The sequence below is a fragment of the Kerstersia similis genome (genome assembly GCF_965139615.1).
In the GTDB taxonomy this organism is placed as follows: Bacteria; Pseudomonadota; Gammaproteobacteria; order Burkholderiales; family Burkholderiaceae_B; genus Kerstersia; species Kerstersia similis.
This window is the reverse complement of record NZ_CBCSIQ010000025.1, coordinates 14,602-37,214: the sequence shown is the minus strand read 5'-3', so window position 1 is coordinate 37,214 and position 22,613 is coordinate 14,602. Positions and strand designations below refer to the sequence as shown.

Here is a 22,613-nt window from a genome sequence, read left to right as displayed (position 1 = left end):
CCTGGCCATGGATATCGCCCCTCGTATCATTGACTGGCAAGCCAGGGCCGGCCGCCACGGCCTGCCCTGGCAACAGACCCGCGACCCGTACCGGGTCTGGCTCTCTGAAATCATGCTGCAGCAAACCCAGGTCAGTACCGTCCTGGGCTATTACGCACGCTTTCTTGAGCGCTTTCCCGACATCGGCGCCCTGGCCGCTGCCAGCCAGGAAGAAGTCATGCCCTACTGGGCCGGGCTGGGTTACTACGCACGTGCGCGCAATCTGCACCGCTGCGCCCAGACCATTATGGCCGACTGGCAAGGACAATTTCCCCGAGATCCGGCAGACATAGAAACCTTGCCCGGCATCGGCCGCTCGACAGCCGCAGCCATTGCAGCATTTTCCTGGGACCGCCGTGCCGCCATCCTCGATGGCAACGTCAAACGGGTCTTTGCACGCTATTTTGGTATCGAAGGGGATCCGTCCAAGCGTGAAACCGAAAAACGGTTGTGGGAAATCGCCGATGCCGCCCTGCCCGGCGCCGGCCAACACGACCCTGGCATGCCTGCCTACACCCAGGGATTGATGGATCTGGGTGCGACGGTTTGCACCCGTGGCATGCCGTCCTGTTGCCAGTGTCCGCTGGAACATGGCTGTTCTGCCCGGCAAACCGGCCGCCAGCAGGAGCTGCCGACGCCCAAGGCACGCAAAGCCATCCCGGAAAAAACGACCGCCATGCTGGTGATTCAGGCCAGCGGGCAGATACTGCTGCAATTACGGCCACAGCAAGGCATCTGGGGCGGCCTGTGGAGCCTGCCCGAATTCAGCAGCGATACCGCACCCACCCATGCCTTGCAGGCGCTCTGCGGCACGGTCTCGGCCAGTTTCAGCACGCTGGCGCCGTTTTCCCATGTGTTCACGCACTATCGGCTGCTGGCGCAGCCCTGTCTGGTCGAACTGGCCCAGCCCTGTGCGCCCCCCGCCGACTGCCGCTGGTTCGATCTTAATACGCTGGCGCAACTGGCCTTGCCTCGCCCGGTGGAAAAACTGCTGTCGGGCCTCTATGGCCAGGCCCCCAGCCTGTTGCCTGCCTGAGCTGCCGCGCGCCGCCATCCGCCTGCCTCGGGCTACCTTCAGCCTAGGCAAGGCGCTTTGCTTCAATCCCTGGGCGGGCGGTAGCGCGCAATGCTCATCATGATGCCGCAGGCGACGCCCAGTGTCACCAGGGCCGTGCCCCCATAGCTCATGAAGGGCAAAGGCACGCCCACCACGGGCAGAATCCCCGTCACCATGCCAATATTGACGAAAACATAGGCACAGAACATCATGGACAGCGCACCGGCCATCAAGCGCCCGAAGTGCGTCGCCGCGCTGCTGGCTATCACCAGGCCGCGCGCAATCAGCAAACCATACAGCACCAGCAGCAGGATTCCACCATACATGCCGAACTCCTCGGCATAGACGGCAAAGACGAAGTCCGTGGTCCGTTCCGGGATGAAATCCAGGTGGGTCTGCGTACCGCGCATATAACCCTTGCCATACAGCCCTCCGGAACCCACGGCCACCATGGACTGTATCGTGTGGAACCCCCGGCCTAATGGGTCCGACCCAGGATTGAGCAAGGTGCAGACACGGTGTTTCTGGTAGTCGTGCAGCACGACCCAATCCACTTCCGGCTCGCACAGATAGGGTTCGTTATAGATCAGTGCACCCAGCCCCAGCACCCCGACAATCAATACCGGCGCCAGCAACTTGAAAGACAGCCCGGCAAAGTAGATCGCGCAGAAACCTGCCGCAAAAACCAGCAGCGCGGTCCCCAGATCAGGCTGTTTGACGATCAGCAGAAAGGGCACCAGCAACAGAACGCCTGCCAGCAGCATGTCACGCAGGCGCAGCACGCCATCGCCCCGATGGAAGTGCCAGGCCAGCATGAGCGGCACGGCAATCTTCATCATTTCCGAAGGCTGTACCCGAATGATGCCCAGATTCAGCCAGCGCTGCGCCCCCAGGCTGGTTTCCCCTATCAGCTCCACGGCCAGCAGCAGCACCACACCCACGATATAGAACGGCACGGCAAAGCGCATCAGCTGGGGCGGCGGCACCATGGCCACGACCCACATGGCTGCGAATGCAATCAGAAAATTGCGGGCCTGATCCGCAAAGCGCCAATCGGTGCTGCCCACCGCCGAATGCATGACGATCAGCCCCATCGCCGCCATCATGCACAGAATCATCAACAGCGGCCAGTCGAGCACGCTGAACATGTACCGGATACCTGCCAGGATACGTTTCATCCCCGGCCCCCCTGTGCGCGCGCCTTGCTGCCGGCCGCTGCCGCACCGGCAGCGGCGCCGGTGTCGGCCGAGGGCGTGCCTTCTCCGGCGGCATCCGCCGACTTGGCCGCCGCCTCAGCGGCTTCGCGTGCCAGCTCGGGCCGCTCGACCAGCCAATAATCCAGTACCTTGCGGGCAATCGGCGCGGCCGAACGCCCGCCCCAGCCCGCGTTTTCCACCAGGACGGCAACGGCAATGGACGGTTTTTCCGCCGGCGCGAACGCAATGAATACCCCATGGTCGCGCAAACGCTCGTCAATGGCCTCGGCCCGGTACTTGGTGCCGCGCAGACTGAACACCTGGGCCGTTCCTGTCTTGCCGCCCGCCTGATAGGGCGTATTGGCAAATGCCGACCGCGCCGTCCCGGCCTTGACGGTCTCCACCATGGCCCGGCGTATCACGTTCACATTCTCCGGCTTCAGGTCGAGCACATGCTCCGGCTTGTTGGGCAATGGCTGCTGCAGGCCTGTGGCCGCGTTCTGCAAAGCCTGCACCAGCCGGGGTGTCATGTATTTACCGCCATTGGCCAGTACCGCCGTTGCCTGCGCCAGCTGCAACAACGTGAAGGAGTTATAGCCTTGCCCCACGGCAATCGAGACGGTTTCGCCGGCATACCAGCGCTGCTGCGCGGGCTCACGGTAAGCACGCCGCTTCCAGTCGCGCGAAGGCAGCACCCCGGCTTTTTCACCGTCCAGGTCGATACCCGTTATCCGGCCAAAGCCGAAGGGCTCCATGAAATCATGCAAGGCATCCACGCCGATTTCCGGCCCCAGCGCATAGAAATACGTGTCCGACGACACGACCAGCGCCCGCGTCATGTCGATGGAACCGTAGGCAGCCGACCCGGCATTGCGGAAGCGCTGGCCGCCGAACTCATAATAGCCAGGGTCGAAGATACGGTCTGAGGGCTTGCGCTTGCCCATTTCCAGGGCCGCCAGCGCGACAAAAGGCTTGTAGGTCGAACCAATGGGATAGGTGCCGAACAAGGGCCGGTTGATCAAAGGCCGATCCGGCGATTCATTGAGACGACGCCAATTGGCAACGTCGATCCCGTCGATGAACAGGTTCGGATCGAACGACGGCTGCGAGACAAATGCCAGCACATCGCCAGTCTCCGGCTCGATCGCCACCAGCGCGCCCCGACGGCCCTCAAACGCCTCCTCCGCCACTTTCTGCAGGTGGATATCCAGCGACAAATACAGATTCTGCCCCGGCTCTGGCAGAGTGCGGCGCAATATCCGCACCGGCCGGCCACGCGCGGTGACTTCGACTTCCTCTATGCCGGTACGGCCATGCAGCGCTTCTTCCCAAGTTTTCTCCAGGCCTTTCTTGCCGATGACATCGGTACCGCGGTAATTGCCCAGCTGGCCACGTTCTTCGAGATTGGCGAAATCCTGTTCGGACAAACGGCCCACATAGCCGATCACATGCGCGGCCACTTCGCCATAGGGATACTCTCGCACCCAGCGTGCCTTGATTTCCACGCCGGGGAAACGGAACGACTGTGCCGCAAACCAGGCCGCTTCGGTATCGTTCAGGTTATTGCGCAGCACGATGCTGGTATAGCGTCCGCTTTCCCCAACCCGCCGCTTGAACCGACGCCGCTCCGATTCACCGACATGCACGACCTCGCCCAGGTCATCGAGCATTTGGTCGATATCCCCGGCATGGGCAGGCACCACCTCCAGCGTGTAGCTGCGGTAGTTGCGCGCCAGCACTTCGCCATTGCGGTCACGGATCTCGCCGCGCCTGGGTGTAATCGGCGCCACCGAAATGCGGTTGCTTTCGGCGCGTGCCGAAAGATTGTCATAACGCACGACCTGAAGGTAATAAAAGCGCCAGACCAGAATGCCGAACAGCACCAGGATGAACACACCGGCAATCAGCACGCGCAGGCCGAAGCGCTCCTTCAGCTGCTTGGATGTGTGCTTGAATTCAAACATGGTACGTTCAAGGCTGCCGCCAGGCCGGCACGGCGATCATGCCAGTGGCGCAGGGCGCCAGGCGCTCCGCAAAGAAATGTCCCGGCCCGATCATCCACACCGCCGGATCGCCGCTATGTCCTGTCATCAGCGCACCGTACCGTCAGTCTCGTCAATCCGACGCTGCGGCAACAGCAGCACCCAGCCCAGCACCGGCCACAACAAACCGGTCAGGATCGCGCCTTGCAGCCAGACCCAACCTGGCCAGGCGCCCATCAGCCAGGCCGATACCATCAACCCCAACAGCGTCGCCGCCACGAAAATCGGCAACATATGCAAGGCCTGGCGCAGCAGATCAAAACGCTGCAAACGACGGTGCAGCGCCTGAGCGCCATAAACCACCAGCACATAGATCAGCGCATGCTGCCCCAGCAATACGGTGTCGTGGACATCCATCAGGACGCCAAATACAAAGGCGACCAGCATCCCCACTCGGCTCGGCTCATGAACCGCCCAGAACGCCAGAGCCAACAGCAGCAGATCCGGCGAGCTGGGCCAGGCGCGCCATGGCAGCAGGGACAACAGCCAGAAGCCGATCAAGGTTCCCCAGACAAACCAGGTGCGCGCCGGCATCAGGATGTCATCTTCGACAATCCGGGAGCGCGGTACCGGCGGCCTGCCGGAACGCGTCCGCGCCCGCACGGCAGCGCCCTCACGTTTCCCCGTCATGGCGCCCCCTCGGTGGCAAGGCCTTCGGCACGGGGTTCGGCCTCGCCATCCAGCAGCACCAGGAAGTGCCGGTAGCGTTCCGGGTGTGACAAGGGTTCACCCACCGCGCTGGCAAAACCGGACTCGGTGTCCCGCTCCACCCGCTCGATACGTGCCACCGGCAGGCCTGCGGGGAAGAAGCCACCCAGGCCGCTGGTGACCAGCACATCGCCTTCGGTAATGTCGTCGTCAGCCGAAAGGTAGCGCACCTCCACCTTGCCCGGCGATTTACCGCCGAAGGCGATCAGGCGCAAACCATTGCGCAGCGACTGCACCGGGATGGACACGCCCTCGTCGGTCAGCAGCGCGGCTTCGGCCGTCATCGGCGTGGTACGCACGATCTGGCCGACGACCCCGCCTTCGTCGATGACAGGCATGCCGGGCGCAATCCCGCTGGATGCCCCTTTATCGAACACCAGCCGCCGGTTATAGACACTCAGGGGCTCATACATGACCTGCACCACGACGGCGCCACGGCCCGCCGGGCGATCCCCCACCCCCAGCAAACGCCGCAACTGTGCATTTTCTGCGGCCAGCTGTGCGGCGTGCGTGGAAATCTGCGCCAGCTCAATGCGCTGGCGTTGCAGCAATTCATTTTCAGAGCGCACCAGCGCTGCCGCATTGAGCCAATCATTGACCGAGCGCACCAGGTCGCGCGGCAACAACACCGCGCGCTGGAACGGATAAAGCGCCAGGCTGAGGCCCTGGCGCACCGGTTCCAGCGCTGGACGCCATTGCGCGTCAGCCACCATCAGCGCCAGCGCCAGCAGCGCCAGGGCAATCATTCGGGTTTCAAGCGACGGCGCATGCTTGAACAGGCGCGGTGCAGGAGCGTGTTGCATATCAGGCCAGAAACCGACCCGGCCCGCACGTCAGGCCAGGATTATTCGTTAACGAAGATCGCGCCGAGCTTTTCAAGGTGCTCCAACGCATCGCCACAGCCACGCACTACGCAAGTGAGCGGATCTTCGGCCACCACGACCGGCAAGCCGGTTTCTTCCTGCAGCAAGCGATCCAAGTCGCGCAACAGGGCTCCACCGCCAGTCAGCACGATACCTTTGTCGGTAATATCGGCGCCAAGTTCCGGAGGCGTGTTTTCCAACGCCACTTTGACGGCCGATACGATCTGATTGAGCGGGTCGGTCAGCGATTCCAGGATCTCGTTGGACGAGACCGTGAAGCTGCGCGGCACCCCTTCGGCCAGATTGCGGCCCTTGACCTCGATTTCCCGGACTTCGGAGCCAGGGAAAGCGGAACCGATTTCCTTTTTGATCAGCTCGGCCGTCGGGTCGCCGATCAGCATGCCGTAGTTGCGGCGGATGTAGGTCACGATGGCTTCGTCGAACTTGTCGCCGCCGACGCGCACCGAACCCTTATAGACCATGCCGCCCAGCGAGATCACGGCCACTTCGGTCGTGCCGCCGCCGATATCAACGACCATGGAGCCGCTGGCATCGGAAACGTTCAGACCGGCACCGATCGCTGCTGCCATCGGTTCCTCGATCAGGAACACCTGGCTGGCGCCAGCGCCCTGAGCCGATTCGCGGATTGCACGGCGCTCAACCTGGGTGGAACCGCAGGGAACGCAAACGATGATGCGCGGGCTGGGAGCCAGCATGTTGCGGGGGTGCACCATGCGGATGAACTGCTTGAGCATTTGCTCAGTCACGGTGAAGTCGGCGATCACGCCGTCCTTCATGGGCCGGATCGCCTCTATGTTGCCGGGCACCCGGCCCAGCATCTGTTTGGCTTCCTGGCCTACTGCCTGGATGATTTTCTTGCCGTGAGGGCCGCCCTCATGGCGGATGGCAACAACGGAAGGCTCATCGAGTACGATACCTTTGCCACGAACATAAATCAGCGTGTTGGCGGTACCCAGGTCGATCGCCATATCGCTGGAGAAATAACTGCGCAAGAATCCGAACATGGGAACTCAGCTAGCAGGATTGCGGGGGAAAACGGGAAACGGACGCCAGCTGTCAGTCATGGCGCCGCAAGAAGACCAGATCGGCGTCGGGCGGACTCGCACACGGGCACGCCATCCTGGCCAGGCCGAATGGATCATGAATCATAACTTATAATTTTCGCACGCCCTTTAAGAAGCAAAGAGTTTTGAGACTTTCTTGCTTCTTGTGGCGCTCATTTTCTTCCAACTTCCTTGACAGACAGTCCGGGCCGGCCTTTTTCGCCTCCCGTCGCTGCAGAGAATTATGGCGCTCAATCAACAAGACGTGGCACGCATTGCCCGGCTGGCCCGCATCGCCCTGACACCGGAGCAAACCGCCCGCACCCAGGATGAACTCAACCGTCTGCTGGATATCTACACGCAGCTCGGCCAGGCTGATACCAGTGGCGTGGAGCCCCTGGCCCACCCGCTGGCGGTGAATGGCGAAGTCGTGGCCCGCCTGCGCGAAGATGCCGTCACCACAGCCCCGGCCACGCCGGCGGAGCGCGACGCCCTGATGGCCAATGCGCCCGCTGCGGCCGATGGCCTGTTCCTGGTTCCCAAGGTGATCGAATAACTATGTCCCAATCTCCCCTCCATGCCGGGTTCGACGGCATTGCCGGCCTGCGCCAGGCCCTGGATCAGCGCGAGGTCAGCGCCGTAGAACTGGCCCAGAGCGCGCTGGACGCCGTTGGCCGCAGCGCAACGCTCAACGCTTTCCTGCATGTGGATGCCGAGCTGACGCTGGCCCAGGCCCGCGCCGCCGATGCCCGCATCGCCGCCGGCCAGGCCGGCCCGTTGACTGGCGTGCCCATCGCCCACAAGGATACTTTCGTCACCCAGGGCTGGCGCACGACGGCCGGCAGCCGCATGCTGGCCAATTACGTCAGCCCCTTTGACGCCACCGTGGTCGAGAAACTGCTGGCAGCCGGTACGGTATCGCTGGGCAAGCTCAACTGCGACGAATTCGCCATGGGCTCGGCCAACGAGAACTCGGCCTTCGGCCCGGTACGCAACCCCTGGGATCAGGAAGCCGTCCCCGGCGGTTCCTCGGGTGGCTCGGCCGCCGCCGTGGCTGCCGGCCTGGTGCCCGCCGCCACCGGTACGGATACCGGCGGTTCAGTGCGCCAGCCGGCCGCTCTGTGCGGCGTCAGCGGCATCAAGCCGACCTACGGCGCGGTATCGCGCTTTGGCATCATCGCCTACGGTTCCAGCCTGGATCAGGCCGGCCCGCTGGCGCGCAGCGCGCGCGATGTGTACCTGATGCTGGACGCCATTGCCGGTTTCGATGCCAAGGATGCCACCAGCCACGACATTCCCGATGGCTGGCTGTCGCGCGATTACGACGCCAGCCAGGCGGCCCAGGCCGCAGCCGGTGTCCGCCCGCTGGAAGGCCTGCGCATCGGCCTGCCGCGTGAATATTTCAGCGACGGCCTGGATCCCCAGGTCGCCAATGCCATCGAAGCCGCCTTGCGCGACTTCGAGGCGCTGGGTGCCCGCCGCGTGGAGATTTCGCTGCCGCGCACCGAATTGGCGATTCCGGCCTACTACGTGATCGCCCCGGCGGAAGCGTCCAGCAACCTGGCCCGCTATGACGGCGTGCGCTACGGCCACCGTGCCGAGCAGTTCACCGACCTGAACGACATGATCAGCCGCTCGCGCGCCGAGGGGTTCGGCACCGAAACCCAGCGCCGCATTCTGCTGGGCACCTATGTGCTGTCGCACGGCTACTACGATGCCTATTACCTGCAGGCCCAGCGCCTGCGCCGCCTGATCGCGGAAGACTTCCAGAAGGCCTTGCGCGAAGAGTGCGATGTGATCCTGGGCCCGGTCTCGCCCCAGGCTGCCCGCCGTATCGGCGAGAACAGCGACGACCCGCGCGCCGACTGGCTGTCGGATATCTATACGCTGGGCGTGAACCTGGCCGGCCTGCCGTCCGTCGCCATCCCCTGCGGTTTCGATACCACCCGCGCCAAGCCGCTGCCCGTGGGCATGCAGCTGATCGGCAACCATTTCCAGGACGGCCGCTTGCTGGCCATCGCCGAGCGTTATCAGCAAGTCACCGATTGGCACCAACGTAAACCGGAGTCGCTCTAATGGCCTGGGAAATCGTCATCGGGCTGGAAACCCATACCCAGCTTTCCACCCATTCCAAAATTTTCTCCGGCAGCAGCACCCGCTTCGGCGCCGCGCCCAATACCCAGGCCAACCTGGTGGATATGGCGCTGCCCGGCAGCCTGCCCGTGCCCAACTATGGCGCCGTGGAACGTGCCATCCGTTTTGGCCTGGCCGTTGGCGCGCATATCGCCCCGCTGTCGGTGTTCGCCCGGAAGAATTATTTCTACGCGGACTTGCCCAAGGGTTATCAGATTTCGCAGTTTGAAATCCCGGTGGTCCAGGGCGGCAGCCTGAGCTTTTTCGTGGGCGAGGAACGCAAGACGGTCAACCTGACCCGCGCCCACCTGGAAGAAGACGCCGGCAAGTCGCTGCACGATGATTTCGCGTTTGCCAATGGCACGCCTGCAACCGGCATCGACCTGAACCGCGCCGGCACGCCGCTGCTGGAAATCGTTTCCGAACCAGAAATGCGTTCGGCAGCCGAGGCCGTGGGTTACGCCCGTGCCCTGCACAGCCTGGTTGTCTGGCTGGGCATTTGCGACGGCAACATGCAGGAAGGTTCATTCCGCGTGGACGCCAACGTGTCGGTGCGTCCGGTTGGCCAGAAGGAGTTCGGCACCCGTACGGAAATCAAGAACGTGAACTCGTTCCGTTTCCTGGAACGCGCCATCATCTACGAAGCACGCCGCCAGATCGAGCTGATCGAGGACGGCGGCACCGTGGTGCAGGAAACCCGCCTGTACGATGCCGACCGCGACGAAACGCGCAGCATGCGCAGCAAGGAAGATGCGCACGATTACCGTTACTTCCCCGACCCCGACCTGCCTCCGATCGCGATTTCGCCGGAGTGGATCGAGGCAGTGCGCTCGGCCATGCCCGAGCTGCCCGCCGCCCTGCAGGCCCGCCTGCAGGAGCAGTATGGCGTGACGGCCTATGATGCGTCGCAGCTGGGCGCAGACCGCGACACCGCCGCCTATTTCGAGCAGGCCGCGGCAGCCGTGCCGGAAGGCCATGCCAAGACGGTGGCCAACTGGATCATGGGCGAGCTGGCCGCTGCGCTGAACCGCGAGGAAAAGACGATTGCGGACAGCCCCATCAATGCGGCCAGCCTGGCCAGGCTGGTGACCCGCATTGCCGACGGTACGGTGTCCAACAAGATCGCCCGCGAGATTTTCGCGGCGCTGTGGTCCGGGGAAGGCAATGGCGATGCCGATGCGATCATCGAGTCTCGCGGCCTGAAGCAAATCAGCGATTCTGGCGCGATCGGCGCGATGATCGACGAGGTGCTGGCGGCCAATCCGGCGATTGTCGAGGAGTATCGCGCCGGGAAGCAGAAGGCGTTCAACTCGCTGGTAGGCCAGATCATGAAGGCCGCCAAGGGCAAGGCGAACCCGCAGCAGGTCAATAGCCTGTTGAAGGAAAAGCTCGATAGCTAAAAGCGCAACCACCAGGCGGCCGGCTGCGGTCGCCTGGCGGCAAGAGCGAAGGGGCAGGTGCATGGACAATCATGCGCCTGCCCTTGCCAAGCCGCAGCCAGCGGTGACAAGCCCGGGCCAGGCCGATCGCATGGTTCTGGCTGCGGGATGACGGCATGCTCCACGCCCCCGGCCCAGGCTTGTCACCGCTGGCCGCTAATGCATACTCGCATACGCCGGCTGATGCATGCAGCGCTGCGGCATCCCCCACTGCACTGAACGGTCCAGTCACACCCGGCTTCGGCGAGGCGTTGTACTGGCGGCAGGGAGACGACCGATACAGCCGGCAACTTGACGGGGGTTCATGGCCGTTTTTCATCGCCATCCGAGTCCGGTAATGATGCCAACGCGACCGGTATTCAAGACACTGAAAAGATGAAAAAACCGGCCTTTCGATTGGCTTGGCGAGCCTTTTTCCGGCCCGAAAACACAGTGTTTGCCAGTTGGGACGAGAGCGAGGTTCAGGCAATGCTTCAAGGGATTCGCCTGCGACTTTCGCCCTATTTTTCATATATTGAAATGCCTGCAATCCCTGTTAAGAAATACTACATATGGGTTTTTCCATGGAAAAAACCCTAGATGTCGTCGTTTCCAGCCCCAGCCCATTTATTTTTTGAATATTTTTTTGCTTCTTCTTTGAGCATTTTTCCTGCCATGAAAATGGTCTGACCAGGCGCAATCCCAGCACCCATGGGGCTTGCGCGGTTTTTGACGCGCTTCGCCCGTGTTCGCCTACATCTTTTGGCACGGAAAAACCAGTCTTTAAAGTTACCGAGCCACGCGATAAACTCGCTCCGACTCTGTTCACCCCCCACGCCGCAGCGCTGTGTTTTCCGGCAGAGTACGCTTCCCGTGAACTGATGACAGAGCCATGTTCCCCTCCCGGCGTTCAGGCGAGTTGAATGCAGCCTGTCCATAACAAAGGGACTCTCTCCGTTGATGTCATACCGCCATTCCTTCATTTCCTGGCAGCCTGCTGCCGGAATGGCAGACGGCCACAGCGAGAGGGGCTTTTTTTTGTGGACAGGCAAAGACGGCACGGCTCCGGTGCCACGGCAACACTGTTAGCTGCAACACAGATTATTTTGACGAACTTATTGCGCTCCGCCTGCCCTTGCTTCGCAGGCCGGGGTTGTTCTACCGACGAAAGGTTTTCCTGATGACGAAATACGAGACGATGAAAGTGACCAAGCGCGATGGGCGCCAGGAGTCAATCAACCTCGACAAGATTCATCGTGTCATTACCTGGGCTGCCGAAGGCCTGGACAATGTCTCGGTTTCGCAAGTGGAGCTGAAGTCGCACATCCAGTTCTATGACGGGATCCGCACCGACGATATCCACGAAACCATCATCAAGTCAGCCGCTGACCTGATTTCGGAAGATACCCCCGACTACCAGTACCTCGCCGCTCGCCTGGCGATCTTCCACCTGCGCAAGATTGCTTTCGGCCAGTTCGAGCCGCCGCATCTGCTGGAGCATGTGCGCAAGCTGACGGCACTGGGCAAGTATGACGAACACCTGCTGAACGATTACGACGCAGCGGAGTTCGAGGAGCTCAACGGCTATATCGACCACTGGCGCGATATGGATTTCGCCTATGCCGCCGTGAAGCAGCTGGAAGGCAAGTACCTGGTACAGAACCGCGTGACCAAGCAGCTCTACGAGAGCCCGCAGTTCCTGTATATCCTGGTGGCCATGTGCCTGTTCTCCAAGTACCCCAAAGAGACCCGCCTGGATTACGTCAAGCGCTTCTACGATGCCGTGTCGCGCTTCAAGATTTCCCTGCCTACGCCCATCATGTCCGGTGTGCGTACGCCCACCCGCCAGTTCAGCTCCTGCGTGCTGATCGAGTGCGGTGACAGCCTGGACAGCATCAATGCCACGACCAGCGCCATCGTGCGCTATGTGTCGCAACGCGCCGGTATCGGCATCAACGGTGGCCGCATCCGCGCGCTCGGCAGCGAGATCCGTGGCGGCGAAGCCCAGCACACCGGCTGCATCCCGTTCTACAAGATGTTCCAGGCGGCAGTGAAATCCTGCTCGCAGGGCGGCGTGCGCGGTGGCGCCGCCACGCTGTTCTACCCGCTGTGGCACCTGGAAGTGGAATCGCTGCTGGTGCTGAAGAACAACCGCGGCGTCGAGGAAAACCGTATCCGCCACCTGGATTACGGCGTGCAGATCAACCGCCTGCTGTACCAGCGCCTGATCAAGGGCCAGAACATCACGCTGTTTTCGCCGCATGATGTACCGGGCATGTATGACGCCTTCTTCGCCGATCAGGACGAGTTCGAGCGCCTGTACCTGAAATACGAAGCAGACCCCGCCATTCGCAAGCGCAGCCTGCCCGCCACCGAGCTGTTCTCGCTGGTGATGCAGGAACGTGCCGGCACCGGCCGCATCTATATTCAGAACGTCGATCACTGCAACACCCACAGCCCCTTCGATCCGGCAGTGGCGCCGGTGCGCCAATCCAATCTGTGCATGGAAATCGCGCTGCCGACCCGCGAGCTCGACGACATCAACGACCCGGAAGGCGAAATCGCGCTGTGCACGCTGTCGGCCTTCAACCTGGGCGCGCTGGAATCGCTGGCCGAGCTCGAAGGCCTGGCCGAACTGGCCGTGCGCGCACTGGATGCACTGCTGGACTACCAGGACTACCCGGTCAAGGCGGCCCTGAACGCCACGGAAAAACGCCGTTCGCTGGGCGTCGGCGTGATCAACTATGCCTATTACCTGGCCAAGAACGGTACGCGTTATTCCGACGCCGCCGCCATCGGCCTGACGCACCGCACCTTCGAAGCCATCCAGTACTACCTGCTGAAGGCGTCGATGCAGCTGTCGCGCGAGTACGGCCCCTGCAAGGCATTCAACGAAACGACGTACGCCAAGGGCATTCTGCCGATCGACACCTACAAGCGCGATCTGGATACCTTCTGCACCGAGCCGCTGCACCTGGATTGGGAATCGCTGCGCCGCGATATCCAGCAATACGGCCTGCGCAACTCGACGCTGACCGCCTTGATGCCCTCCGAAACCTCCAGCCAGATCGCCAACGCCACCAACGGCATCGAACCGCCGCGCGGCCTGGTGTCGGTGAAGCAATCCAAGGACGGCATCCTGCGCCAGGTGGTGCCGGAATTCCCGCGTCTGCGCAACCAGTACGAACTGCTGTGGCAAATGCCCAGCAATGAGGGCTACCTGAAGCTCGTGGGCGTCATGCAGAAATTCGTGGATCAGTCGATTTCGGCCAACACGAATTACGATCCGCAACGCTTCGAAGGCGGCCGCGTGCCGATGAAGCAACTGCTGAAAGATCTGCTGCAAGCCTACAAGTATGGCCTGAAGACGCTGTACTACCACAACACCCGCGATGGCGCGGCCGATGCCCAGGCAGAAGCCGAGGACGATTCCTGCGCGGGCGGCGCCTGCAAGATCTGATGAGACGGGCGCGCACCATCCTGCTGCATGGCCTATGCAACAGGATGGCGCCCCCGTCCGCTCCAGCGGGCGCCTGCATCGCCCGCCCGCTGCGCGCCTGAACCCAGCCGCGCGCCTACAGTTCGCGCCACCTTCAGGCGGCGCGCCGCGGCCACTGCCGCCGTATTGCCGAAGCAACACTGACCATCATGGCTTACAGTATTTTTTCCCGCACCGATAACGACCAGCTGAAAGAACCGATGTTCTTCGGCCAGCCCGTCAACGTCGCGCGCTATGACCAGCAGAAGTACCCCATCTTCGAAAAGCTGATCGAAAAGCAGCTGTCTTTCTTCTGGCGTCCGGAAGAAGTCGATATCTCGCAGGATCGCATCGACTACCAGAACCTCCCCGAACACGAAAAGCATATTTTCATCAGCAACCTGAAGTATCAGACGCTGCTGGATTCGATACAGGGCCGCAGCCCCAACGTGGCGCTGCTGCCGCTGGTGTCCTTGCCCGAGCTGGAAACCTGGATCGAAACCTGGGCATTTTCCGAAACCATCCACTCGCGTTCCTACACGCACATCATCCGCAACATCGTCAATGATCCTTCGATCATCTTCGATGACATCGTGCGCAACGAGAACATCAAGTTGCGGGCCAACGATATTTCGTCCTACTACGACAACCTGATCCACCAGACCATGTTGTATTCGCAGCTGGGCGCGGGTGACCATGTCATCAATGGCGAGCCCCAGCGCGTGGATCTGCGCGAACTGAAAAAGACGCTCTATCTGTGCCTGATGAACGTCAATATCCTGGAAGCCATTCGCTTCTACGTCAGTTTCGCCTGTTCCTTTGCCTTCGCCGAGCGCAAGCTGATGGAAGGCAATGCCAAGATCATCCGCCTGATCGCCCGGGACGAAGCACTGCATCTGACCGGCACGCAGCACATCCTGAACATCATGCGCTCCGGCCAGGACGACCCGGAATTCGCCGCCATTGCCCGTGAAGTGGAACAGCAATGCTTTGACATGTTCCATGATGCCGCCGAACAGGAAAAGCGCTGGGCCGATTATCTGTTCAAGGACGGCTCCATGATCGGCCTGAACAAGGACATCCTGGCGCAATATGTGGAATACATCACCAATATCCGCATGAGCGCCGTCGGCCTCAAGCCCGCGTTCCCGAACGCCAAAAACAACCCTATCCCCTGGATCAACACCTGGCTGGCATCCGATACGGTGCAGGTGGCTCCGCAGGAAGTCGAGTTGAGTTCCTACCTGGTAGGCCAGATTGATGCCGAAGTGTCTGCCGACGATCTGAACGACTTTGAGCTATGAGCAGTATCAAGACGCGCGTCACTTCGGTATCCACGCGCGACAAGCACTTTCACCTGCTGGAAGGGGAAACGCTGCTGGAAGGATTGGAGCGCACGGGTCACGAGGTGGAGTACCAGTGCCGCAGCGGTTATTGCGGCATGTGCCGCATGACGCTGATCCAAGGCAGCGTGAGCTATGAATCCCTGCCTCTGGCCTTTGTCGGCCCCAGCGAAGTCCTGCCTTGCTGCTGCACGCTCGATGCCCCCGTCACGGTGGATTGCGGCCTGCGCAGCGATCTGGACAGCCAGTTTGAACTGTTCCGCGAAGACCTGCTGGACGATCCGCCGCAGGCACCCCGCTGACCCCGGCACAGGCGCCCCCCAGAGACGGTAAGGCGCCTGTGCCAGGCCCCGCAGCACAAGCGCTGCGGGCCACGCGGATAACGCTTGCTTACAGCAGCGTCCCCATGCTCACCGAGCGGATGCGCCGGCGCAGCATGGCCAGGGGCAACAAGACCAGCGCCTGCCAGGGCAAGGAACCCCCGCCACCGCTCTTGCTTTCATTGCCTTCGTTACCGGTTTCGCCCGGCTCCGGGGTGACGGCCTTTTGCTGGACACTGACCGTCACGGCCTGTTCCTGCGATACCGCGCCATCCGCGCTTTGGCACACCAGCGTGTAACGATAGGGTTCGGCCCGATAAGCCAAAGGCCCGACTTCCGCACTGCCTTCGGCTTGCTGCGCGCCGCTCCAATCACCGCCAGCTTCGCACACCGACGCGCCGGATGTGGCCCATGCAAGCGTCACTTTGCCGCCTTCGTCCACCTTGATGCTCTGGCCACCCGTTGCCTCGAAACGGGTAATGACAGCCGCAGGCAAGGCAACATCGAAAGCGAACATTGTGCCCAGGCCGGTGCTTTCATTGCTCGCGGCGTCATAGGTATCCGTGGCGCTGCCGCCAAACTCCGTCACACCAACCAGGGTCTGCTTGCCATTGGCCTTGGTCGCCAGCGACAGACCGCTGGGCCGGCTGCCCGTCGAAGCCACATCGAACGCGTGAATCTGGGCGAATACCACCTCATCCAGTTTCGCTGCCGTGGGGTTGGCAATCCGGAACAAGGTACCCTGGCCGTTTTTCTCGCTGGTGGCGTCCTTGCCACCCTGGAAGGTCGTGCCGTAAACATTGCCATCGGCCGCATAGACCAAGGGGCCCAGCGGCAGCGCGCCACCGTTGGCGACCGTCAGCACGCCCGCCGTATCGAAGCGATACACGATTTCCAGGCAATTGCGTTCTGCGGTGCTGACGCAATCCTTGCGCATGCGCCAGATACGGCCATCCTGCTTGTCGGTGATATTGCCGACCTTGGTGCCGGCAGTCGTCGTGCCATACAACCACTCTCCCACTTCCAGCAATGCCGGTGCGCGGTAGGACAGTGCCTTGGCAGCGCCATCCCGGCTGGCAGCAAAGGTGTGCAGAATCTCTATCGGGCTACTGCCATCCGCCTTGAAGCCGGATGCCTTGATGCGATAGATCGTGCCTGCCGGCCTATCGCCCGGCACCGTCTGCGCGTCACCATTCTTGCCGGTGGACGTCACGTCTTCCGTCACGCCGTAGAGGGCCTGATCGGCCTCACTCCAGACCAGGGCAATCGTATTATCGCCCTTCAGGTATTTATCCACCATCTTGATGCCAGGAATGGGTTCCTTGCTGACCACATATTCCGGACGGCCAAAATCCGCCACCAGCTCGAAGCCGCCATCGGCAAGACGGCGCCACACCTGGGGATTGGAACTGCCTGTACGGCCACCAAAGAATACCGAGCCATCCGCTCCAGCGGCCATGGCCGAGGACAGCGAAGAAATCTTCAGAGGCTCTCCCGCCGGCGTGGCGGGCTCCAGCTTGACTGCAGCCTGCCCGGGCACCATTTCAAAGGCGACCGTACCGGTGCTGCCGAACAGCTTGCCCGCGCTGCCCTGGCCGGTGCTGACCAATGGCCCGGCCAGCGTCGCAATGACCGCATCCGGTTGGCGCACGGTATAGCCCTGTCCATCGGCAGCCACCGTGAACCATCGGCTGTCTTTATGGAAACTTGACCCGGAGGTCATGCCATGCAGCTTGCCATCGGCGCCCAGCGTGGGCGTCACCCGCACCCAGCGCCCCGGCTTGTCGCCCGGATCTGCCGAACCATCGAAACTCACGCCGCTGAAAACAACGATGGCATGCGGCTGGGCAGCCTGCTCCTGGGCGGCAGCGCCCAGCGCGATCAACAGCCCGGCAGCTCCACCGGCCAAACGCGCGGTCTGGCGCGCTGAAATGCTATAGCTCATGTCCTCTCCTCGAGATGGATCACATAGAAAATTTGAATTCAGAGCACCGGACGCTGGCGACGCCAGGCCCAGGCAAGCGGCAACAACGCCAACAGGCCCAAAGGCATACCGCCCGCCCCGCCGTTGCCGTACTCCACAGTGTTGCCGTCGTCCACATTGGCAGCGGTATCGACATACAGCACGGTCGTGGCCGACACTTCAGTCAACTTGACGCTGTCAGTGCAGCTCAAGCGGTAACGATAGGTGCCCGCCGTTTTTTCCAGGTCGATACTGCCTTGCTGCGCTACCGGCCCGCTCCAGCTGCCATCGGAGGAGGAAGCCTGGCAATCCTTGGCCTGGAAACTGGTCCAGGTCAGCTCCGCCTTTTGGCCTACGGCCACCTGCCCAGGCGCAACCACCAGCCTGACGGCGCCCGAAGGCACATTCCCCTGCAAATCCACGGTGAACACCGCCCCTTTGTCATCGGCCAGGAACTTGATGCCATTGCTCGACTGATAGCCCTGCCCGCCCAGCCCCGTCACCCCGTACAGGCGGCCATCGCCAGCGGCCCTGACCCCAAGGGGGTGATAGCCCTCAACGTTGTGCTTGAAGGAATGCAGCAATTCGAACGGCCCGGCCTCCGTGCCGATGCGTGCCGGTACGATGCGGTACAGCACGCCATTACTGATGTCCTGGCCGCTTTGCTGCATCGAGACGTAGTTTTCCGCGCCAGCCTCCAGGCAACGTTGGCGCAAGGTACTCAGCGAGAAGTCATTGCAGGTCGGCTGGCGATCCAGCCGCATCAGCCCGTCGGCGGCATAAGAGAAATTCCAGTGCCGGTTGGCGCCGCCGCTTGCCGTCGTGCCGTAGATCGCGCCGTCCTGCCCCACGGCCAGGCTGCCACGCGGCGTACTGCCATCAGCGCCGCTGAAACGGTGCAGCAGTTCAAAACCGCTGCCGTCCTTGCGCACGCGGTAGATTGCCCCATGGGGCAGCGGGCCGTCATAGTAGGGATAGCTCAGCGTGCCGTATTGCCGCGTGCCGTTGTGGGCCCGGCCACACAAGGGCGCAGCGGCATTGACGACCGTAAAAGTGCCGGCAGGAATCGGCGCGGGAGAATACAGCTGGCACTGGGCGATGGATGTCGTGCCATAGAGCCAGCCATCCGGCCCTTCCACCAGCGATGACAAACCGACACTGGTTTCGTCGTAGCTATTGAATACCTGCTTGCCGAACAACGACTGCGTTGGCGCACGCGACGGATAATCGCGGTTGCCATGGCTGGTGACATTGTCCTCGACATTGATTTCACCTTCTGCCAACGTAAAGGTATGCAATACCGTGAAGGACGCGGGCTGGGCCGGGTCTATGCGATAGAGCGTGCCGACCGGCGTATCCGGCGCCACCAGCGTGCCGGCATCGAACGGCAGGCCACGGTCGTAGCCCGTCACGCCATACAACAGGCCATCGCTGCCCAGCGTCAGATCATTGGCGACCTGGCGGCGGCTATCCGGGCCTGGGCCGAATTCATGCACCACGCCAAAACTGCCATCCACACGCACGGTGAAAATCCGTCCGTGGCCCTGCGGCCCTTTATCGACGCCATAAAGATTACCCGCGGCATCCATCACCAGCGCGCCATTGGGCGTATGCAGCTGGCCGACCGTCGAGGGCACTGCGCGCAGATGCGTGCCATCGTAATCTACCTGGAAGACGATACCTTTGCCCACGCCTTTGCTGTAGTGCAGCATATAGGCGGTGGTGACATTGCCATCGGCATCCAGCAGATCCGGGCGCGCCTCATACTCCTCTGCCTTCACGCTGGTCATGACCCCAAACAGGCTCATGCCATCTTTCGCCCGCACGGGCGTGCCGGGAATCAGGCCATAAAGACGCTCGGCTTCCAGCGCCAGGCGCTCATACAGGCCGGGAGAAGGCTGCAGCCAGTACAGGCCGGGTGCCGTAAAGATCGTTTCGCGGAGTTCGCCGCCCAGGCCTCGCAGCGGGCCCATCCCCTGGAAGCCACCGAAGAGATAGCTACGCTTGCGTACCGGATCCTCGCTCAACAGCGGCGGAGCCGACGGATAGGCGACGGCGGGCCAGCCTTTGGGATTGTTGCCGGTCGTCGTATCCTCTCCGGACGAGTGAAAGGACGTCAGGTGCGTCACACTGACAGCAGGATAGGCATTGGTATCGCCATGCGCTGCGCCGGCCACGGTCAGCATCGGCAGAAGGACGGCGCTCAGTAAGGAAAGTCGCGGCATCAGATGGGTCTCGCGGGAAAAAGGGGAATCAGCCTTGGATGATGGCGGCGGATGCAATGCAGAAATCGCACGCGGCCGCTCAGAAACGCACAGCCAGCGTGCCGCTGACCGTCCGGCCAGGAGCGAGAAAATAGGAACCGCCGCTCATTTCGGAATAGTTGCGATCGGTCAGGTTGTCCACCGCAAGGCGCAGCGTCAGCGCCTTGCTGAACTCATAGCTGGTCCAGAGATCCACCAGTTGGGCATTGGCGACATTAGCCACGCTGATCTCCTGAAACTGCTCGGAAATCTGGTAACGCTGCGGCGAGCGCCAGCGCACCCGGCTGCCCAGGGTCAGGCGCCGATCAAACAGGCGCGTCCCCAGCGTCAGCGCTGCCATCTTGCGTGGCGGCAGCATGTAGCCGACATTGCCATCGCCTGGTTTGCCCAGCGTGGTATGGCTTTCCCCGACCAGGCTGCCCAGCGGGAACGGGTTGTACCCCCCATCGCCGGGATACACCAGCATATGGGTGTAGGAAACGCCGGCGAATACGACACCGGCGTCGTAATCCGCCTGCAGTTCCAGGCCGCGTGAGCGGAACGGATCATCCAGATTGACATAGGCACGAGGTGCGAAGGTCCCTTCACTGGACTGACCGTCCGGCGCCTTCACCACGGCCATGGCCATGTAGTTGCGCACCTTGTTTTCAAACCAGGCGGCCTTCATCTTGAAACTGTCATGCGGCGCGATCAGGTCATGCAGAATCAGGTTGCTGCCCAGCTCCCAGTTCGTCGCACGCTCTTCCAGCAGGCCGGGGTTCGGGTAATACAGCATCATGTTGCCCGGATGGGCGCCGCCAATCAGGGTTTCCGTAATCGCAGGCGGCCGCATGCCCTTGCCGAAGCTGGCGAACAGCTGCAACGGTTCCCATGGTTTGACCGCAGCCGAAACACGCGGCGATACCGCGCTGGCGTGGCGGTTCACGCCAAAGGCCGTCCAGACATATGTCGTCCCTGGCCGCACCCCGGGCTCATTGGCAATGGCGCCGGTCATGATCTTGCCGTTGCCTTCCAGGCCATACCAGTCATAGCGCAGCCCGGCCGTCAGCTCCAGCCACTCCTGGTAGGAGAGCGTGGCTTCGGTGAACAGGCTGGCCACCGTGCGCTTGCCCTCTGGCGTACTGCCGGTGAACCAGACCGAGTTGTAATTCTGCTGACCCGTCAACGATGTATCGCTGCTCTGTGCATGGGGATCCGTCCAATCATGGAAGAACTCGCTGCCCAGCCGCCATGACAATGCGTAGTTGCCCAGATCAAAGCGTGCGCGGTTTTCCAGCGAACCGCCCACCGTGCTTGTCTGGTAGCGAACCTGATACGGGCCATAGCCCAACTGCTCGCTACCCTCGCGCTGCTCGGAATTCCGGGTACGGGTGTAGTACAGCGCCGCCGCCAGATCAAAATGCGGGTCGTCCGGCGTCCAGGTGTAATTGGCGATCAAGGTATCGCGGCGCACCTTGCTGTGCGCGCTGCTTTCATGGCTCAGATCGCGCCGTGAATCAAACCCCAGGTAGCTCAGCTTCAAATGCTGATCGGGCGTCAATCGCCAGCCCAGCTTGGCCAGGCCAGACCAGTATTCCTGCGACAGAATGTAGCCCGACCAGATCAGGTTGGAGTACGGGTCGTCCGACAGCCCGCCATGCTTGCCCGGCTCGAAGCTGCCCAGCTTGCGGCGGCTGACCGCCGCGATGAAATCCACATCTTCGCCCAGCCGGGTGGCGACCGCCGCACTGCCAGAAAAATGGAACGCATTGTTGCCGGTGGTCGTGGTGATCTGACCGCCATAGTTTTCATCCGGCGCCATGAGATCGCTGGCATCCAGCGTACGGAAATTCACCACGCCACCAATCACCGCCGCCCCGCCGGTCGTGGAGCTCGGGCCCTTGGAAATATCGACACCCGCCAGCAATTCCGGGTCGATATAGGCGGAACCGTTGCTGCCGTGGCCGCTCTGCTGATAGTTCTGGCGCGTGCCGTCGATCATGACGTTGACGCGACCGAAATCCTGCATGCCGCGGATATTGACGGACAGGCCCCCGCCCTGGCGCGAACCAACCGAATACACCCCTGGCACATCCGCCAGCACATCGCCAATGCTGCGTGCCGGAATGCGGTCCATTTGCTCGCGCGTGACGACCGCCACCGAGCCCGGCGTTTCATACACCGCCGCGGCGCGATCCAACTCCGCCGTCACCAGCACCGGCGCCAGCGCCGAGACGCCTGCGCCACGACCGGCGGGAACGCGTTGCAAGCGGTAGCCGCCCTGCGGCGCCGCCACGGCTTCCAGGCCGCTGCCCGCCAGCAGCGTTTCCAGGGCGGCCCGCTCACCGAAACTCCCCGTCAGCCCCTGGCTGCGCAAACCGGACGTCAAGGCCGGATCTATCGCCACCAGCACCCCGCTGTCCCGTCCGAAACGGCCCAGGACTTGATCCAGCGTACCCGCTTCAATATCGTAGCGCCGCAGCTCATTACGGCTTTCCGCCGTTTCCTGCGCCTGCAAGCTTGTCTGCCAGCCCAGGCCCATTGCCGGCATCAAGGCCGCCCAAAGGGCGGCCCGCACCAGAACCGGTGGCAATTTTTTATGCGCCATGCCTGCGTTATCCCCAAATGTGTCGCAATCTGGCAGCCATGTGTGGGCTGCCTCTGATCTGCTTGATGCGCGAATGGGGAAAACCTGCCGGTTATTTACACAGAGTTACAAATAAGAATGAATCCTGACTGCAATCAG

General features: G+C 62.2%; 16 protein-coding genes. 7 read left to right on the top strand and 9 right to left on the bottom strand.

The genetic code is table 11. The annotated features are described in order from the left end of the window. Window positions 1–7 precede the first annotated feature (7 nt). On the top strand, window positions 8–1,075 hold the full coding sequence (gene mutY, locus ACNA1V_RS14125) for an A/G-specific adenine glycosylase (protein ID WP_415834242.1): 1,068 nt from the start codon (window positions 8–10) through the stop codon (window positions 1,073–1,075). Between the two features lie 62 nt (window positions 1,076–1,137). Here the strand turns inward: mutY and rodA are convergent, their stop codons facing one another. The 5 genes from rodA to ACNA1V_RS14100 all read right to left on the bottom strand — a co-directional run bounded on the left by rodA (window position 1,138) and on the right by ACNA1V_RS14100 (window position 6,930). After that, window positions 1,138–2,274 (bottom strand): rod shape-determining protein RodA, encoded by a 1,137-nt coding sequence (gene rodA, locus ACNA1V_RS14120; RefSeq protein WP_415834241.1) that lies wholly within the window; start codon window positions 2,272–2,274, stop codon window positions 1,138–1,140. Beyond that, window positions 2,271–4,256, bottom strand: coding sequence for a penicillin-binding protein 2 (gene mrdA / locus ACNA1V_RS14115; RefSeq protein ID WP_415834240.1), 1,986 nt, complete (start codon window positions 4,254–4,256; stop codon window positions 2,271–2,273). The genes rodA and mrdA overlap by 4 nt, the downstream gene beginning before the upstream one ends. A gap of 126 nt (window positions 4,257–4,382) precedes the next feature. Further along, on the bottom strand, window positions 4,383–4,964 hold the full coding sequence (mreD, locus tag ACNA1V_RS14110; protein ID WP_415834239.1) for a rod shape-determining protein MreD: 582 nt from the start codon (window positions 4,962–4,964) through the stop codon (window positions 4,383–4,385). Beyond that, window positions 4,961–5,845, bottom strand: a complete 885-nt coding sequence (mreC, locus tag ACNA1V_RS14105) for a rod shape-determining protein MreC (protein ID WP_415834238.1) — start codon at window positions 5,843–5,845, stop codon at window positions 4,961–4,963. Before mreC ends, mreD begins: the two co-directional genes overlap by 4 nt. 41 nt (window positions 5,846–5,886) lie before the next feature. Then, window positions 5,887–6,930, bottom strand: a complete 1,044-nt coding sequence (locus ACNA1V_RS14100) for a rod shape-determining protein (protein WP_068367261.1) — start codon at window positions 6,928–6,930, stop codon at window positions 5,887–5,889. A gap of 283 nt (window positions 6,931–7,213) precedes the next feature. Here ACNA1V_RS14100 and gatC point away from each other — a divergent pair, with 283 nt between their 5' ends. From gatC to gatB, 3 genes are read left to right on the top strand one after another with little or no spacing between them, the layout of a single operon-like run. Continuing rightward, window positions 7,214–7,525: an Asp-tRNA(Asn)/Glu-tRNA(Gln) amidotransferase subunit GatC gene (gene gatC / locus ACNA1V_RS14095; RefSeq protein ID WP_415834237.1), complete on the top strand. Its 312-nt coding sequence runs from the start codon at window positions 7,214–7,216 to the stop codon at window positions 7,523–7,525. A gap of 2 nt (window positions 7,526–7,527) precedes the next feature. Next, window positions 7,528–9,045 (top strand): Asp-tRNA(Asn)/Glu-tRNA(Gln) amidotransferase subunit GatA, encoded by a 1,518-nt coding sequence (gene gatA / locus ACNA1V_RS14090; protein WP_415834236.1) that lies wholly within the window; start codon window positions 7,528–7,530, stop codon window positions 9,043–9,045. Further along, window positions 9,045–10,502, top strand: a complete 1,458-nt coding sequence (gene gatB / locus ACNA1V_RS14085) for an Asp-tRNA(Asn)/Glu-tRNA(Gln) amidotransferase subunit GatB (RefSeq protein WP_415834235.1) — start codon at window positions 9,045–9,047, stop codon at window positions 10,500–10,502. The genes gatA and gatB overlap by 1 nt, the downstream gene beginning before the upstream one ends. A 614-nt stretch (window positions 10,503–11,116) precedes the next feature. Here gatB and ACNA1V_RS14080 read toward each other — a convergent pair. Then, on the bottom strand, window positions 11,117–11,572 hold the full coding sequence (locus tag ACNA1V_RS14080; RefSeq protein WP_415834234.1) for a hypothetical protein: 456 nt from the start codon (window positions 11,570–11,572) through the stop codon (window positions 11,117–11,119). Window positions 11,573–11,700: 128 nt separating this feature from the next. On the opposite strand from ACNA1V_RS14080, the gene nrdA reads away from it, so the two are divergent. The 3 genes from nrdA to yfaE all read left to right on the top strand — a co-directional run bounded on the left by nrdA (window position 11,701) and on the right by yfaE (window position 15,643). After that, entirely contained in the window at window positions 11,701–13,980 is a 2,280-nt protein-coding gene (nrdA, locus tag ACNA1V_RS14075) for a class 1a ribonucleoside-diphosphate reductase subunit alpha (protein WP_415834233.1), read from the top strand. Between the two features lie 188 nt (window positions 13,981–14,168). Further along, window positions 14,169–15,302 carry a class Ia ribonucleoside-diphosphate reductase subunit beta gene (gene nrdB / locus ACNA1V_RS14070; RefSeq protein WP_415834232.1) on the top strand — a complete coding sequence of 378 codons (1,134 nt, stop codon included), beginning with the start codon at window positions 14,169–14,171 and terminating at the stop codon, window positions 15,300–15,302. After that, complete coding sequence (yfaE, locus tag ACNA1V_RS14065; RefSeq protein ID WP_415834231.1) at window positions 15,299–15,643, top strand: class I ribonucleotide reductase maintenance protein YfaE; 345 nt, start codon at window positions 15,299–15,301, stop codon at window positions 15,641–15,643. The genes nrdB and yfaE overlap by 4 nt, the downstream gene beginning before the upstream one ends. Window positions 15,644–15,731: 88 nt before the next feature. Here the strand turns inward: yfaE and ACNA1V_RS14060 are convergent, their stop codons facing one another. The 3 genes from ACNA1V_RS14060 to ACNA1V_RS14050 all read right to left on the bottom strand — a co-directional run bounded on the left by ACNA1V_RS14060 (window position 15,732) and on the right by ACNA1V_RS14050 (window position 22,475). After that, window positions 15,732–17,606: a GlyGly-CTERM sorting domain-containing protein gene (locus tag ACNA1V_RS14060; RefSeq protein WP_415834230.1), complete on the bottom strand. Its 1,875-nt coding sequence runs from the start codon at window positions 17,604–17,606 to the stop codon at window positions 15,732–15,734. Window positions 17,607–17,644: 38 nt separating this feature from the next. Further along, on the bottom strand, window positions 17,645–19,849 hold the full coding sequence (locus ACNA1V_RS14055) for a choice-of-anchor tandem repeat GloVer-containing protein (protein WP_415834229.1): 2,205 nt from the start codon (window positions 19,847–19,849) through the stop codon (window positions 17,645–17,647). Between the two features lie 79 nt (window positions 19,850–19,928). Further along, window positions 19,929–22,475 carry a TonB-dependent receptor gene (locus tag ACNA1V_RS14050; RefSeq protein ID WP_415834228.1) on the bottom strand — a complete coding sequence of 849 codons (2,547 nt, stop codon included), beginning with the start codon at window positions 22,473–22,475 and terminating at the stop codon, window positions 19,929–19,931. Window positions 22,476–22,613 lie beyond the last annotated feature (138 nt).